Here is a 14,992-nt window from a genome sequence, read left to right as displayed (position 1 = left end):
GACGTTAGAATGCGCTAACATATGCAAAAAAAGCGAATTAACAGAGAGTAAACAGGCTGGAGGAAAATGGAAAATGCTGTACGAAGAGAAAATCATTGAGACGATACCGGTAGGTCCGCTGGGACTGATTCCATTAAAGGGATGTGAGGAACTGGTAGGTAAGGTAGACAAATATCTGGTGGACTGGAGAAATGAGCGCGAGAGCGAGCACAAGACGTCGATCGCATTTTCAGGTTATCAGAGAGACTCCTACATCATCGGGGCAAACACACCGAGATTTGGTTCCGGCGAGGCAAAGGGCGAGATCAAGCGTCGGTGCGCGGCGATGATCTATATCTGATCGTGGATGTCTGCAACTACAGCCAGACATATTCTCTGTGCGGCATGGTAAACCATATGTCCCCGGATGATCATTATCAGGATCTGAAACGTGTCATTGCGGCAGCAGGCGGAAAGGCACGCCGTATCAACGTAATCATGCCGTTCCTGTATGAGAGCCGCCAGCATAAGCGCTCCGGCCGTGAGTCCTTAGACTGCGCGCTGGCACTGGAAGAGCTGGTAGATATGGGCGTTGAGAATATCATTACCTTTGACGCACACGATCCGCGTGTCCAGAACGCGATTCCGCTCAAGGGTTTTGAGACCGTTCAGCCGATTTACCAGTTTATCAAATATCTGCTGAAAAATGAGAAAGAGCTGGAGATTGACAGCGATCACATGATGGTCATCAGCCCGGATGAGGGCGGTATGTCCCGCGCTGTCTTCTTCTCCAACGTGCTGGGACTCGACATGGGTATGTTCTACAAACGCCGCGATTACACCAGGATCGTCAACGGACGCAACCCGATCGTTGCTCATGAGTTCTTGGGATCCAGCGTAGAGGGCAAGGATGTCCTGATCATCGATGATATGATCTCCTCCGGCGAGAGCATGTTAGATGTAGCGAAGGAATTAAAGAGCCGCAAGGCGAGAAAGGTATTCGTATGTGCGACCTTCGGTCTGTTTACCAACGGACTGCAGAAGTTTGACGAGTACTATGAGAACGGTCTGATCGACCGCGTCCTGACCACCAACCTGGTATACCAGACACCGGAGCTTCTCTCCAGACCGTACTATATCAGCGTCGATATGAGCAAATACATCGCGCTCATCATCGATAACCTGAACCACGATGCCTCCTTAAGCGAGCTGTTAAATCCGACTGGACGTATCAATAAGCTGCTGGCGAAGTATCGGGCGGGAATACGGGACTAAAAATAGACCTTTAAAATAGAAACAAAAAGAACGTCATTTCCGGACCAGTACATGTCAGAAAATGGCGTTCTTTTTAATGTCATAGGAAACAGGCAACGTCACGGTTATGTATGAAAAGGGTCCTACAACCGCACCTCATGCACCGCAGCTCCTTCTTCCTTCAGCACCCGCATCTCCCTCTCATGACAAGTAAATACAAGAATCTGCCCGGAATAGGCACTTGGCAGCCATTTGAGGACGGTTCTCAGGCGCTCGTCGTCGTAGAGGACGAAGCTGTCGTCAAAGATGAGCGGCAGCCGGTCTGCATCGCCCTGGATAAAGTGGGCGGCGGCGAGGCGCAGCGCCAGATAGATCTGGTCGGCGGTGCCGCTGCTGACCTGTTCAAGCGGGATCAGCTTCCGGCGGGTGTTTAAAAACGCATTCAGGTTCTCATCGATGCTGATGCTGGAATAAATTCCGCCGGTAATTCCGGCGATCAGGTCGGATGCAGTCTTATTTAAGTACAGGCCGAAAGAATCCCGGATGGTCGTGGAAAGCTCTTTTAAGGTATCAAGCGCCAGATCCACGGAGGCGATCTCCTGATGGATGCGCTCATTTTCATTTAAAATGTGTTTGAGCGCCGCTGCCCGGTCTTTGCAGGCGGATAGGTGCTCCAGCTTTTTTTCTAACTCCCATTGGACGCGCTGTTGTTCCTCGATGACAAGGCTGCAGTCATTCTGCTTTGCCATCAGCGCCGAGATCTGTTCGGAACGTTTTACCAGTGAATCCTCCGAGTTTGTAACGGCGTGGCAGAGCGTGATGAAGCGGTCCAGCCGCTGGGACAAAAGCTTCATGGATTCATCCGAAATCTCGGATTCGCCCAGGTGGCGGCGCAAAATCTCCGATAAAACAGAGGCGCTTTTCTCCGCCTCCTGCCTGCGGCGGCTCCGGTGCCGTGTGACGCAGATTCCCAGCATGAGAAGCACAAGAGCAGCGACGCCAAAGATGAGGGCGGTGGGACCAGCTCCCAGCCACGGGGACGGAAGCGGGAAGAACGCCAGATATCCGCAGTATGCCGCGCAGATGGCGCAGATCGCCGCTGCGATAAAGAAAAACACCTGGAAAAACCGGGATCCCTTGCTGGAGGAAGACACCTGTGCATGCTGATAGTCCTGGTAGAGTGTTTCAGCCTGACTGCGGTACGCCTCGATGGACGCCTCATCCGTAAAGGAAAACTCATCCAGTACCTGACGGCTCTTCTGCAGCCGGTCGGATAAATCTTCTTTTTCTATTTTCTGATGTTCCAGTTCATTTCGAACCGAGTCACGCAGCTTTGAGTATTCCTGTAACTGATTCTCATATTTTGGCGAAGAAAGCTCGCGTTCCAGCGCGCGGATCTCGCTAAGAAGGGAGGTATAGTTGACCGAAGCCTCCGGGCTTAACTGGGATTCAAATTGTTTGCGCTGATTTTTCAGATAGGCGGTCGCCTTAGTGATATTGAGCGCCATATTGCCAGAGGTATTCATGTTAGCAATATAGTTTTTCAGTTCCGAAACCATACCTTCATCGGTCGCACTCTTTAACTGGCTGATGCTGATGGTGTTGTTGTACATGGTTTCACTCATGCCGCCCAAAATTTCCTGCAATACGGCGCGGCCGTCCGGTTCCTCGCGTCCGGTCGTCTCGTTGATGACGGTAAATTCCTTCTTGTTTTTCTGGAACGAGCGCTCGATCCGGTAAATGGTGCCGTCGTCGGATTCAAGCCGGAGCTGCCCCTCGTAGGTGCCGCTGTTTTCCCACGGCTCATATTTGCTGTAGATGTCGTTTCTGGCGGCGCGCCCCCTCTGACGCTCGATGCCGAAGAGCATGCCGCGGATAAAGGTGTGGATCGTGGATTTGCCGGCTTCATTTTTACCGTAAATGACGTTTAACCCGTCCTCAAAGGAGACGGCTGTGTCATGAAATTTTCCAAACCCACTGATATAAAGATCAAGAAAACGCATGGAAGCTAACTCCTTTCATCGGTGGTGAGAAGCAGGGCGTGGATGCCGTAAAACAGCGCCTTTTTCTCCACCGGACTCATGTCCGGTTTTTTCAGTGCCTGGATGTAAAAGCCGATCATATCGCTTGGATGCTCGGCAAACAGGGCGGAAAAATCGTATTGCGGTTCCGTCTCATCGATGATATCCGCGATGCGGAAACGCAGCTTTAAGGCGTCCAGATCGAAGGAAATATCGGGATCGCGCATGCCCTGCACCTTGAAGCGGAAAATATTGTCATTGCCGCGCTGTTCGATCTCATGGGCAATTTTTAAGTACAGCTCCGTGTTGGTCGTATCCGGCGTGACGCGGACGATGAGCGGGATGTAGCGGAGCTTCGCCATCGGAATAAAGTCCAGTGTCGTTACCTGACAGCTTTCCGGGTCGATCTCGCCGTAAAGGATGCCGTGCCTGCCGGTCTCGGTCTTATCAAGCGGCTCCGGGGAACCGCAGTATGCCATCTTTTTGTCCAGTAGGATCTCTGGCCTGTGGATGTGCCCCAGTGCGATATACGAAAATCCGGAGGAAGCCAGCGCCGCCCGGTCAATCGGGACGTGGTTCGCGTCGCCGCCGTGCCCCAGCAGAATGTGGATTTTTCCATCCTCCGGCGCTTCAAGAGTATCGAGGCGCGGCTCCGGGATCTCCGCAGTATAGTAAGAAAAGCCGGTCACCTCGGTGTTGATATCCTCAAAATAGACGGATGAGACATCCTCACTTTCCAGAAACGTCACGTTGGAAGCCCAGGAAAAGCTTAAAACAGCGGAATTTTTGCGGATCCGGTCGTGATTGCCTGCGATGATGATAACCTGTGTCTGCGGGATCGTGGAAAACAGGTAATTGACCTCTTTCAGGTCGCGCAGCAGCGGCTGGCGGTGGAACAGATCCCCCGCGATGAACAGGCAGTCCACGCGCAGTTCCTTTGCCTTGGCGATGATGGCGGTAAACGTATCGCGGATATCGCGGCTGCGCTCCCGGCTCCACGGCTTGTCGCTGTCCGGGGACATGCCCCAGTGGATATCGCCGGTATGGATAAATTTCACATTCTCTCCCCCTTTCAGGAGTCTGTCACTCCGTATGTACATATTGAAATAATAATAGAAAAGGGACTGCTGCAAATAGCAGAAAGCGGATTCCAGTATTTGCGACAGCCCCATAGTTGCTTATTGTTTACAGTTCACAGTTGTTTACGGTTCTCGGGAACGGGATGACATCACGGATGTTGGAAACGCCGGTTAAGTACATCACGCAGCGCTCGAATCCAAGACCAAATCCGGAGTGTCTTGCGGAACCGTATTTACGCAGATCCAGATAGAAATCGTAGTCCTCCTTTTTGAGTCCAAGCTCGTCCATACGCGCCTCTAACTTCTCTAAGCTGTCCTCACGCTGGCTGCCGCCGATGATCTCGCCGATGCCCGGTACGAGACAGTCCATCGCTGCAACGGTCTTGCCGTCCTCGTTCATCTTCATGTAGAATGCCTTGATCTCCTTCGGATAATCGGTAACGAAGACCGGTTTCTGGAAGATCTTCTCGGTTAAGTAGCGCTCATGCTCGGTCTGTAAGTCACAGCCCCAGAATACCTTGTAGTCGAATTCGTCGTTGTGCTCTTCGAGGATGCGGACAGCCTCGGTGTAGGTTACATGACCGAACTCGGAATTTAATACGTGGTTTAAGCGGTCAAGGAGTCCCTTGTCGATGAACTGGTTGAAGAAATTCATCTCTTCCGGTGCGTGCTCTAAGACGTAGCGGATGACATATTTTAACATATCCTCGGCAACTTCCATGTTGTCGTTCAGATCCGCAAATGCCATCTCCGGCTCGATCATCCAGAACTCAGCTGCATGACGGGTCGTGTTGGAGTTCTCTGCGCGGAAGGTCGGTCCGAAGGTGTAGATATTGCGGAATGCCATCGCGTAGGTCTCGCCGTTTAACTGACCGCTGACAGTTAAGTTAGTTGGTTTTCCGAAGAAATCCTGGGAGTAGTCAACCGTGCCGTCGTCCTTTTTCGGAACATTGTTCAGATCCATCGTGGTAACCTGGAACATCTCACCGGCGCCCTCGCAGTCACTTGCGGTAATCAGTGGAGTGTGGACATACACGAAATCGCGCTCCTGGAAATACTGATGGATCGCGTAAGCTGCCAGGGAACGTACACGGAACACAGCCTGGAAGGTGTTGGTTCTCGGACGCAGGTGGAGATGGTACGCAGATATTCAAGGCTGTGGCGTTTTTTCTGAAGCGGATAATCCGAAGCGGACGGTCCCTCAACGGCTACCTCGGTCGCCTGAATCTCGAACGGCTGCTTTGCCTCCGGGGTCGCAACCAGGGTACCTTTTACGATAATGGATGCGCCTACGTTTAACTTGGAGATCTCCGCAAAGTTCGGCATTGTATCATGGTAAACAACCTGAAGCGTCTCAAAGTAGCTGCCATCGCTCACAACGATGAAGCCAAAGTTCTTGGAACCGCGCACGCTTCGTACCCAGCCGCCGATCTGAACTTCTTTGTCCAGATACGTCTCTCTGGAACGGTAAATTTCTCTTACAGTGGTTAAATTCATCTCAGTAAACTCCTTATTTTGCAAAATAAACTTTCTCATGCGGACTGCCCTGCAGTGTGCAGACCGTGTTTAACTTTCATTATACTGTATTTTCCTTGTAGATTCAAGGGACGGAGGGAAAATCTGGGGGGATAGAAGGAAAAAATTATCAGTCTTTTTCACTGGGCAGCAAAATGACGGGAACTTAATACTGCATCTGCATATCCAAGCGAAGCGTGGGGTTATCCATGGGAAAATCAAAGGTAGATTCCACATCCCGGAATTACGAAAATATTATGTAAAAGGAACGAAAAATGTCGGAAAATGTACAAAATTGGGACAAATTCTATTAAAAATTTGTTCACTATTTTCGTGAAGTATGTTATAATAAAAACAGGTTTAAAATACACATTATATGTGAGCATCGAGGGGTGATATCGTGATTAAAAAGGAAATGATAGCTATGCTGTTGGCAGGCGGACAGGGCAGTCGTCTGGGTGTCTTAACTCAAAAAGTAGCAAAACCTGCGGTTTCTTTCGGAGGAAAGTATCGAATCATCGATTTTCCGTTAAGTAACTGTATCAATTCGGGAGTGGACACGGTAGGCGTTCTGACCCAGTATCAGCCGCTGCGGCTGAATGCACATATTGGAATCGGTATTCCGTGGGATCTGGACCGCAACGTAGGTGGTGTGACGGTACTTCCGCCGTATGAGCGGAGCAAAGGAAGCGATTGGTACACCGGTACGGCGAACGCGATCTACCAGAACCTGGAATACATGGAAACGTACAATCCAGAGTATGTGCTGATTTTGTCCGGCGACCACATCTACAAGATGGACTACGAGGTAATGCTGGAATACCACAAAGCAAACAATGCGGATGTGACGATCGCGGCGATGCAGGTTCCGATGGAGGAGGCAAGCCGTTTCGGTATCGTTATAACCGATGACAACAACCGCATTACGGAGTTTGAGGAGAAACCGGCGAATCCGCGCAGCAATTTAGCTTCCATGGGTATTTACATATTCAGCTGGAAGGTGCTCAAGGAAGCGCTCATCAAGCTCTCGGACGAGCCTGGATGTGATTTTGGAAAGCACATTATCCCGTATTGCCATGCAGCTGGAAAACGTATCTTCGCATACGAGTACAACGGCTACTGGAAAGATGTCGGAACCCTTGGCTCCTACTGGGAGGCAAACATGGAACTGATCGACATCATTCCAGAGTTCAACCTGTATGAAGAATACTGGAAGATTTACACGAAGAGCGATATTATTCCCCCACAATTTATATCGGAGCAGTCCAAGATAGAGCGCAGTATCATCGGCGAGGGCACCGAGGTATACGGCGAAGTCATTAACTCGGTCATCGGAGCAGGCGTTACGATCGGAGAAGGTGCGGTGATCCGTGATTCGATCATCATGAAGGGCACGACGATCGGCGCTGGCACGGTTGTGGATAAGGCGATCGTGGCGGAGGACGTTACCATCGGTGAGAATGCCGAGGTCGGCGTCGGAGAATATGCCGAGAGCAAGTACGACAAGAAGGTATATCAGTTCGATCTGGTAACGATCGGAGAGCGCTCCGTGATACCGGATGGAGTGAAGATAGGACGGAACACAGCGATTTCCGGTGTGACGACGGCAGACGATTATCACGGCGGCGAGCTGGAGAGCGGCGATTATATCATAAAGGCAGGTGGAATACAATGAGAGCGATCGGGATTGTTTTAGCTGGCGGCAACAGCAAGAGAATGAGAGAATTATCCAATAAGAGAGCCATCGCAGCGATGCCTATCGCAGGCAGCTACCGCAGTGTCGATTTTGCTCTGAGCAATATGAGCAATTCCCACATCCAGAGTGTGGCGGTACTGACGCAGTACAACTCCCGTTCCCTGAATGAGCACTTGAGTTCTTCCAAGTGGTGGGATTTCGGACGTAAGCAGGGCGGCATGTATGTATTCACACCGACGATCACGGCAGAGAGCAGCGACTGGTACCGCGGTACCGCAGATGCGCTGTATCAGAACCTCGATTTCTTAAAGAAAAGTCATGAGCCGTATGTGGTCATTGCAGGCGGCGACTGTGTCTATAAATTGGATTACGGCAAGGTACTGGAGTATCATATTGAAAAGAAAGCGGATATTACCGTAGTATGCAAGGAGATGCCTCCGGAGGAGGACGTTACCCGCTTCGGTCTGGTGAAGTTAAATGATGACGGACGTATCACAGATTTTGAGGAAAAACCGATGCTGGCGACCTCCAGCATGATCTCCTGCGGTATCTATGTAATCCGCCGCCGTCAGCTCATCGAACTTCTGGAGCGCTGTGCAGCAGAGGATCGGTATGATTTTGTTACCGATATTTTAGTCAGATATAAGAACCTCAAACGCATTTACGCGTATAAGTTAGGAACTTACTGGAGCAACATCGCTTCGGTTGATTCGTACTACAAGACGAACATGGATTTCCTAAAACCGGATGTACGCCACTATTTCTTCAAGGAATACCCGGAGATCTACTCCAAGGTAGATGATCTTCCGCCGGCAAAATACAATCCGGGTGCAAATGTCAAGAACAGCCTGGTATCCAGCGGCTGTATCTTAAATGGTACGGTGGAGAACTCGGTTCTGTTTAAGAAGGTATATGTAGGCAATAACTGTATCATCCGGAATTCTGTTATTTTAAATGATGTTTACATCGGGGACAATACAGTGATTGAGAATTGTATTGTAGAGAGCCGTGATACGATCCGCGCCAACACGACGCACATCGGTACGCCGGAAGATGTAAAGATTGTCATTGAGAAGAACGAGCGGTTTACATTATAGGGTACATCAAAGAACAGACGGAAGGGGTAAATGGGTATGCAGATTACAGACGTAAGAGTGCGGCGGATAGAGAAGGAAGGTAAGATGAAAGCCATCGTATCCATCACACTTGACAATGAATTTGTGGTTCATGATATCAAGGTTATTGAGGGAGAGAAAGGACTTTTTATTGCTATGCCGAGCCGTAAGGCTGCGGATGGAGAATACCGGGATATTGCCCACCCGATTAATTCGGAAACCAGAGACATGATTCAAAATGTCATTCTTGCCAAATACGAGGCGACAGCTCTGGAACTGGCAGAGCTGGAGAAAGCAGAGTAAAAAGCAGGAAAAGAAAGTAAAAAGAGAGAAAATATGAAAAAATGTCCCCGGACGCTGGACAAAGTGCCCGGGGACATTTATTATGTAGATATAGTGTGCTCAAAAACGGGCAGAATTTGCCCGAATGTGTACAGATAATCCATAAGGGGGTAATTATGAGCGGTACGATTTTTTCTTTAATACCGCCTATCGTAGCCATTGCGCTTGCATTGATTACGAAAGAGGTGTACCTGTCTCTGCTGATAGGTATTATGTCGGGCGCGTTTTTATTTACGGGTCCAAATCCGCTTCATGCGGTGGAAACAATGATCGCGATCATGGGCGAGAAGATCGGGGGCAATGTCAACATTCTGCTTTTCCTGGCATTTCTCGGCATCGTGGTAGCACTGATCACAAAGTCTGGTGCGTCGAAGGCTTATGGTGAGTGGGCGTCCCACGCGATCCGCACGAAGAAGGGCGCGCTGTTTGCAACCATGTTCCTCGGAATGCTGATTTTCGTGGATGACTATTTTAACTGCCTGACCGTCGGCACGGTTATGCGTCCGGTGACGGACAAGCACAAGATCACACGTGCGAAGTTAGCCTACATCATCGATGCGACGGCGGCGCCGATCTGTATCATCGCGCCGATCTCAAGCTGGGCGGCAGCGGTCGGTTCTTCGCTTCCGGAGGACAGCGGAGTGGACGGCTTCAGTCTGTTCCTTCACACGATTCCGTTTAATCTGTATGCGCTTCTCACGATCTGCTTCATGCTCTTTTTGGTAGCAGGCGATTTTGATTTCGCGGCGATGAAACGCTATGAAGAACAGGTGAAAAAGACCGGAAAAGAGACGACGGTCGAGGCGGAGGCGATGGAGATCTCCGGCAACGGAAAGGTTATCGATCTGATTCTTCCGATCCTGGTTCTGATTGCGTTCTGCGTCAGCGGTATGCTGTATACAGGCGGCATCCTGGACGGCGTTGGTCTGGTCGAGGCGTTCGCCAACTGTGATTCGGCACTGAGCCTGGTGCTTGGTTCCTTCTTCACACTGGTGTTTATCTTTGCATTTTACATGATCCGCCGTGTCATCCGGTTCAATGAGTTCTGTGAATCCTTCACGATCGGCGTCAAGGCGATGATCCCGGCGATCATGATTCTGTGCCTTGCCTGGACTCTGTCTGGTATCTGCAGTGCGGATTACTTAAACATCGGCGGCTATGTCAAAGAGGTAGTGGGCGGCAATGCGCTGGTCGGCTCCCTGATGCCGGCCCTGATGTTCGTCATCGCGGCGGGGCTGGCGTTCTCGACCGGTACGTCCTGGGGTACCTTCGGTATTCTGCTTCCGATTGCATTTGCGGTGGTTGGCGCTGAAAATATGAACAGCCTTACAATCGTGACGGCTTCGATTCTGGCAGGTGCGGTCTGCGGCGACCATGTTTCCCCGATCTCGGATACGACCATCCTTGCGTCGGCTGGCGCCCAGTGCCACCACATCAACCACGTATCGACCCAGATCCCGTATGTGCTGTGCGTAGCGGCGTGCTGTTTCCTCGGTTATCTGGCGGCCGGAATTACCGCCAATGGCTGGGTGGGAACCGGCGTGGGATTCGCAGCGCTGATTGTGGTTCTGGTTATTCTGGATCGAAAGAATAAAGGGACGAAAGAGGCGTAAAAGCATCGGCAGTAAACGAAAATTGGTTCGTTTACTGCCGATTTTTGCGTTTATGCTATATCTATACAACCGCCGGCTCCAGGAGGAGCTTGCCGGTTTTGTAGCGTTCTTTGCTGAATAACTTGATATCCATGCTGTCCTCCTGCCCGGCGAGATGGTTTGCCATGAGAATGGCGATGCGGGGGGAGACCATGAAACCGTGACCAGAGAACCCACAGACGCTGTAAAATCCTTTTGCCTCAGCCGCCTCGTCGATGACAGGGTTGCAGTCCGGGCTTAAATCGTACTGTCCAGCCCACTGGCGGACCACTTTCAGTTTCCGCAGAATCGGAAGTGCTTCACACATGACAGCGCAGTTCTTTTCCAGAAACTGCCAGGAAGAATTGAAATTGTAGCTGGGGGCTTCGTGGGGACCGATGCCCATGACGAAGCTTCCATGTGGTGTCTGCTGGACATAATAGGAACGGTGGAAGGACATAACCATGCAGTCGATGAGAGGTGCAACCGGCTCGGTTACCAGCGCCTGATGGCGTTCCGAGGTAACAGGAATATCCTCACCAACCATTTTAGCCAGCTCTGGCGCATGGACGTTGGCACAGTTGATGACGGTTCTGGCTTCAAAGGTTCCGTTTGTTGTCTCAACGGCGTGGATGCGTCCGGCTTTCGTCTGAAGCCCGGTGACCTCGGTGTAGGTCAGAAATTCAACACCCATCCGTTTGGCACCCTGTGCGTAGGCCTGTGTACACTGGAACGGATCTGCGTGACCATCCTTCTGGCAGAAGGTAGCGCCAAACATACCGTCGGTATTCAGGTATGGAACAATCTCTTTTGCTTCTTTTAAATCGACGGCGCGGGAATCAATGCCGAGCTTATGCTGGACTTTGAGGTTTTCCTGAAATTGTGCCCATTCTTTTTCTGTATAAGCAACCAGAAGATAGCCGCCCTGATGGAGACCGCAGCTGCGCGTATAGCCGGTATATTCTTCCAGATGTTCAAAGATATGGGTACTTTCCAGAGCGATCCGCGCGTTCAGCTCGGATCCCCACTGCTGGCGGATACCGGCGCCGCAGCGGCCCGTTGCGCCGGAGGTCAGAAAGCGTTTCTCAATCAGGAGGATGTCCGTGATTCCACGCTTGGCGAGTTCAAATGCGGTGGCACATCCAATAATGCCTCCGCCGATAATGATGACATCGTAGGCTTTTTTCATTCGCAGCCACCTCCTTTTGTAGCAGACGGATCGTAGGATCCGTAAGAACCTTCATCCCCGTCCCGGACGGTTTCTTCCCAGGCGTCTGCCAGAGTGCCCATGCTGATAGGTTTGACAGGAGGGCGGAAGGTTGGCATCAGGACCTCTTCCAGAGGAAGTTTATAATAGGAAGAGAGTTCCTGTGCGATCAACATCCGGCAGGTACGTCCCTGACAGGGACCCATTCCAGCGCGGGTTACACGTTTAATTTCGTCGATGGTGCGGTAACCATCCTGAATACATTTTAAAATGTCCTCGCGGGTTAAATCTTCACATCGGCAGAGGATTGTGTTTTTATCATCCATTTTGATACCCCCCTACTTTGATTGCCCGAACGTCCATGCAAGTTCCTTCGGAACCGCCAGACAGACAATGTTGGTTTTATTTTTAGCGCCGCCCTGGATGAGCTGTACGACCGGGAACCAGCCGAGAGCTTCGCCGGAGCGGTTCAGACCGCAGGCAAGCTCTCCTTTTTTAGGAAGCGGCAGAAATTCAAACGGAAGCTTTACGAGGGCTTCGGTCGGGCTGTATGTTTTATCAACGATGAAAATGGCAAGACCCGGGCACTTCAGCATACAGGCACCGCAGCCATTGCAGACATCAAAATCAATTTTGGGTGTCTCGTTGATATCCGGCTCGATGTGGATTGCTTTTTTTACACAGGCCTTTGTACAGGGATTGCAGGGGATTTTCTGAAAACACTCTGCGATGGCAACGGCGCCCTTTAAAAAACGTGTTTCATTCGGCGTAACTGCTTCAATGGCTTCTTTATCCGGGATTCCTGTCTGAATTAACATACGGACGCGCCTCCTTTCCTGCATATGTCATGCTCCAGGCGAAGTTTACGGGCTTTTTCCAGACCGCTTAAAATTCTGGCACCGGCAGGACCGGAGCGCAGTTCAGAAAGCTCCGAACGGGCAGCTTCCTTTTCGGCTGCCGCCCGGACAGGCTCATAGCCGAGGCTTTCGGCAGCGGCACATCCGGCGAGACGGCCTTCCACCATAGCGGAAGAGGCTTCTTCGATTCCGGAAACATCGCCGGCTGCATAGACGCCCGGAACCGAGGTTTCCAGGTTTTCATCGGTCAGCGGGATATGCCCGGATAATTCGCGGATAAATGCCATATCACAGCCAGCCTGCCAGCAAAGCTCGGTCAGCGGAGCCAGTCCGACTGCCAGACAGAGCGTATCGCAGGGAATCGTCTCTTCCGTGCCGGGGACAGGCTGGAACTGGGAGTCAACCTGTACGATGACAACGCCCTCAAGGGCATCGGTTCCATACGCTTTTTCGATCGTATAGCCAGTCCGGATAGGAACACCGGAGCGGCGGATTTTCGAGGCATGGACCAGATAACCGCCGATTTTTGGGGCGGCTTCGATAATGCCGGCAACCTCAACCCCTGCCTGCATCAGCTGATAGGAGACAATCAGACCGATATTGCCTGCACCGACCATTAAAACACGTTCAGCCGGTTTGACGCCGGCGACATTCATGAGGGTCTGCACGGCACCGGCACCGTAGATGCCGGGAAGATCATTGCCGGGAAATTCCAGAAACTTTTCAGAAGCGCCGGTGGCGAGAATGATTTTGGATGGGCGGATTTTCATGTGTTTTCCGTGATAAAAAACAGTAACGATGCCGTCCTCATAGATTCCCAGCACGGTTGCTTCTGTCAAAATTTCAATATTTGGATGGTGTTTCGCTTTTTCTATCAGCAGGTTTCCGATGTGGATGCCGCGTTCTCCGGCATATTGTTTTTCGGAACCAAAAAATTTGTGCGTCTGTTTGACTAACTGACCGCCGGGGAGGTAATCGCGCTCACATAAGAGGACGCTGGCTCCCAGCTCGGCGGCGGCACAGGCAGCAGAGAGACCCGCCGGTCCGCCTCCGATGACGAGAATTTCGGTCTGTTTGATCATAGGACAACCCCCTTTCCGTGCTGTTCTTCCACTTTCATGCCGGCCTTTACGCGGGTCACGCAGACGCGGACATTTGGCTCACCGTCTACAGTCATGAAACAAGAGGAACAGTTGCCGATGGCACAAAAAAGACCTCTTGGACGGTGCAGATGGGGACTGTGTCCCAGTGTGCGGATGCCAGCCGCATGCAGGGCGGCGGCGATGGTTTCGTGGGTAAAGCCGGTGATGGGCTGACCGTTATAGTAAAAAACGACCTCTTCTCCCCGGTCAAAATCCAGGACAGGATGTTCTTCCAGTCGCATACAGATCTCCTCCTCATATAATCAAGTGTTTTTTATTGAAAATTCAAGGTTTTTCAACCTTTCATATCTCAGTGAATAAGCCACAGCTATGAGCATTTCGATGTATCAGGTACTGAAATAGCGGTTGAATGGTATACGAAATAAAACGTCATTGATTTTCGCTTTACTGGTCTTGCGTATGCCCTTCCCTCTATGGCAGCTAACCTCCTATATCCACCAGGATCATCTCTGTCTCCAGAGGTCCTAACTTCCTTCGTTCTGCCTACCCATAACCAGGGTGTCAGCTATGCTCCTTTACGGGGTCATGCCCCTTGGTGATGATTTCTGCCGACTACTGGCTCATTCTTTGTATTATTGATTACTGACTCGCTTCCTGTTCCAGCACTGTGATCAGTGGACGTTATCTGTTACATTCCGCTTGATTCAGTGGCTGTCCACATGACAGCCTCCATTACAGTTACTTATCTTTCTTACGCAGCCTGTAGATAAACTGCTGGTCTCTTGATGTCACTGACCATCTTTTTCGGATCATAATCCACACCTTTCGTCAGAATGGCATAAAAGACTCGTATCAGCTTAGCTGCAATTGCCATAAGTGACTGCATTTTCTTCAATGGATTTAGTCTTCTGGTTGTGTAATAATTATGGAGTTCCCTGAACTCCTGGTTCTTCGACACAAGTGACATTGCAACCTCAAAGAGTAGATATATAAGTCTCTTTCGACCTCGTCTGCTTATTGTTGTCTCGCCCTTGTGCTTTCCCAAACTATTTTCAACCAATGCCAATCCTGCAAGTTTCTGCAGTTCCTTCGGATTGTTGAAGCGGCTGATATCACCTACTTCTGCAAGGAATCCTGACACTGTCCTGATTCCCACACCTTTGATCTCTAACAGCTTTTCAGTCATCGGAATC

12 protein-coding genes and 2 pseudogenes are annotated in these 14,992 nt (G+C 50.8%); 5 read left to right on the top strand and 9 right to left on the bottom strand.

Features of this window, described 5'->3' with window-relative positions:
• The first annotated feature begins 73 nt into the window (after nucleotides 1-73).
• Nucleotides 74-1,254 (top strand): annotated as a pseudogene (locus tag DWX91_RS08130) (ribose-phosphate pyrophosphokinase).
• A 122-nt stretch (nucleotides 1,255-1,376) separates the two neighbouring features.
• Here the strand turns inward: DWX91_RS08130 and DWX91_RS08125 are convergent.
• From DWX91_RS08125 to asnS, 3 genes and pseudogenes are all read right to left on the bottom strand, one after another.
• A complete protein-coding gene (locus DWX91_RS08125; protein WP_118473003.1) occupies nucleotides 1,377-3,236 on the bottom strand; it encodes an ATP-binding protein in 1,860 nt (619 codons plus the stop codon).
• A 5-nt stretch (nucleotides 3,237-3,241) separates the two neighbouring features.
• Nucleotides 3,242-4,312 carry a metallophosphoesterase family protein gene (locus DWX91_RS08120; protein WP_118473002.1) on the bottom strand — a complete coding sequence of 357 codons (1,071 nt, stop codon included), beginning with the start codon at nucleotides 4,310-4,312 and terminating at the stop codon, nucleotides 3,242-3,244.
• A gap of 127 nt (nucleotides 4,313-4,439) precedes the next feature.
• Nucleotides 4,440-5,830: pseudogene (asnS, locus tag DWX91_RS08115) on the bottom strand (asparagine--tRNA ligase).
• Nucleotides 5,831-6,248: 418 nt separating this feature from the next.
• On the opposite strand from asnS, the gene DWX91_RS08110 reads away from it, so the two are divergent.
• The 4 genes from DWX91_RS08110 to DWX91_RS08095 all read left to right on the top strand — a co-directional run bounded on the left by DWX91_RS08110 (nucleotide 6,249) and on the right by DWX91_RS08095 (nucleotide 10,614).
• Complete coding sequence (locus tag DWX91_RS08110) at nucleotides 6,249-7,523, top strand: glucose-1-phosphate adenylyltransferase (protein ID WP_118473001.1); 1,275 nt, start codon at nucleotides 6,249-6,251, stop codon at nucleotides 7,521-7,523.
• Nucleotides 7,520-8,641, top strand: a complete 1,122-nt coding sequence (gene glgD / locus DWX91_RS08105) for a glucose-1-phosphate adenylyltransferase subunit GlgD (protein ID WP_022359575.1) — start codon at nucleotides 7,520-7,522, stop codon at nucleotides 8,639-8,641. The genes DWX91_RS08110 and glgD overlap by 4 nt, the downstream gene beginning before the upstream one ends.
• Before the next feature lie 36 nt (nucleotides 8,642-8,677).
• Nucleotides 8,678-8,962, top strand: a complete 285-nt coding sequence (spoVG, locus tag DWX91_RS08100) for a septation regulator SpoVG (RefSeq protein ID WP_107001781.1) — start codon at nucleotides 8,678-8,680, stop codon at nucleotides 8,960-8,962.
• A 155-nt stretch (nucleotides 8,963-9,117) separates the two neighbouring features.
• Complete coding sequence (locus tag DWX91_RS08095) at nucleotides 9,118-10,614, top strand: Na+/H+ antiporter NhaC family protein (RefSeq protein WP_107001699.1); 1,497 nt, start codon at nucleotides 9,118-9,120, stop codon at nucleotides 10,612-10,614.
• A 61-nt stretch (nucleotides 10,615-10,675) separates the two neighbouring features.
• On the opposite strand, the gene DWX91_RS08090 is transcribed toward DWX91_RS08095, so the two are convergent.
• From DWX91_RS08090 to DWX91_RS08065, 6 genes are all read right to left on the bottom strand, one after another.
• The gene (locus DWX91_RS08090; protein WP_022359572.1) at nucleotides 10,676-11,821 is read right to left on the bottom strand and encodes an NAD(P)/FAD-dependent oxidoreductase; all 1,146 of its coding nucleotides are present in this window, start codon (nucleotides 11,819-11,821) and stop codon (nucleotides 10,676-10,678) included.
• The gene (locus tag DWX91_RS08085) at nucleotides 11,818-12,165 is read right to left on the bottom strand and encodes a (2Fe-2S)-binding protein (protein WP_118473000.1); all 348 of its coding nucleotides are present in this window, start codon (nucleotides 12,163-12,165) and stop codon (nucleotides 11,818-11,820) included. The genes DWX91_RS08090 and DWX91_RS08085 overlap by 4 nt, the downstream gene beginning before the upstream one ends.
• Before the next feature lie 12 nt (nucleotides 12,166-12,177).
• A complete protein-coding gene (locus DWX91_RS08080; protein WP_118538625.1) occupies nucleotides 12,178-12,657 on the bottom strand; it encodes a 4Fe-4S binding protein in 480 nt (159 codons plus the stop codon).
• A complete protein-coding gene (locus tag DWX91_RS08075) occupies nucleotides 12,651-13,775 on the bottom strand; it encodes an NAD(P)/FAD-dependent oxidoreductase (protein ID WP_118473022.1) in 1,125 nt (374 codons plus the stop codon). Before DWX91_RS08075 ends, DWX91_RS08080 begins: the two co-directional genes overlap by 7 nt.
• Complete coding sequence (locus DWX91_RS08070) at nucleotides 13,775-14,080, bottom strand: (2Fe-2S)-binding protein (RefSeq protein ID WP_022359568.1); 306 nt, start codon at nucleotides 14,078-14,080, stop codon at nucleotides 13,775-13,777. Before DWX91_RS08070 ends, DWX91_RS08075 begins: the two co-directional genes overlap by 1 nt.
• A 470-nt stretch (nucleotides 14,081-14,550) precedes the next feature.
• Nucleotides 14,551-14,992 (bottom strand): transposase (locus DWX91_RS08065; protein WP_147354392.1); only part of this gene is annotated, 442 nt, incomplete at its 5' end.

Origin of the sequence: Clostridium sp. AF22-10 (genome assembly GCF_003478725.1) — a bacterium.
In the GTDB taxonomy this organism is placed as follows: domain Bacteria; phylum Bacillota; class Clostridia; order Lachnospirales; family Lachnospiraceae; genus Otoolea; species Otoolea fessa.
The sequence above is the reverse complement of the archived record's forward strand: the minus strand, read 5'-3'. Positions and strand labels throughout refer to the sequence as shown.

Excerpts from the sequence above, each read along its gene's own strand:
- DWX91_RS08090 (WP_022359572.1), bottom strand. The coding sequence starts at position 11,821 with ATGAAAAAAGCCTACGATGTCATCATTATCGGCGGAGGCATTATTGGA.
- DWX91_RS08070 (WP_022359568.1), bottom strand. The coding sequence starts at position 14,080 with ATGCGACTGGAAGAACATCCTGTCCTGGATTTTGACCGGGGAGAAGAG.
- DWX91_RS08125 (WP_118473003.1), bottom strand. The coding sequence starts at position 3,236 with ATGCGTTTTCTTGATCTTTATATCAGTGGGTTTGGAAAATTTCATGAC.
- DWX91_RS08095 (WP_107001699.1), top strand. The coding sequence starts at position 9,118 with ATGAGCGGTACGATTTTTTCTTTAATACCGCCTATCGTAGCCATTGCG.
- spoVG (WP_107001781.1), top strand. The coding sequence starts at position 8,678 with ATGCAGATTACAGACGTAAGAGTGCGGCGGATAGAGAAGGAAGGTAAG.
- DWX91_RS08085 (WP_118473000.1), bottom strand. The coding sequence starts at position 12,165 with ATGGATGATAAAAACACAATCCTCTGCCGATGTGAAGATTTAACCCGC.
- DWX91_RS08080 (WP_118538625.1), bottom strand. The coding sequence starts at position 12,657 with ATGTTAATTCAGACAGGAATCCCGGATAAAGAAGCCATTGAAGCAGTT.
- glgD (WP_022359575.1), top strand. The coding sequence starts at position 7,520 with ATGAGAGCGATCGGGATTGTTTTAGCTGGCGGCAACAGCAAGAGAATG.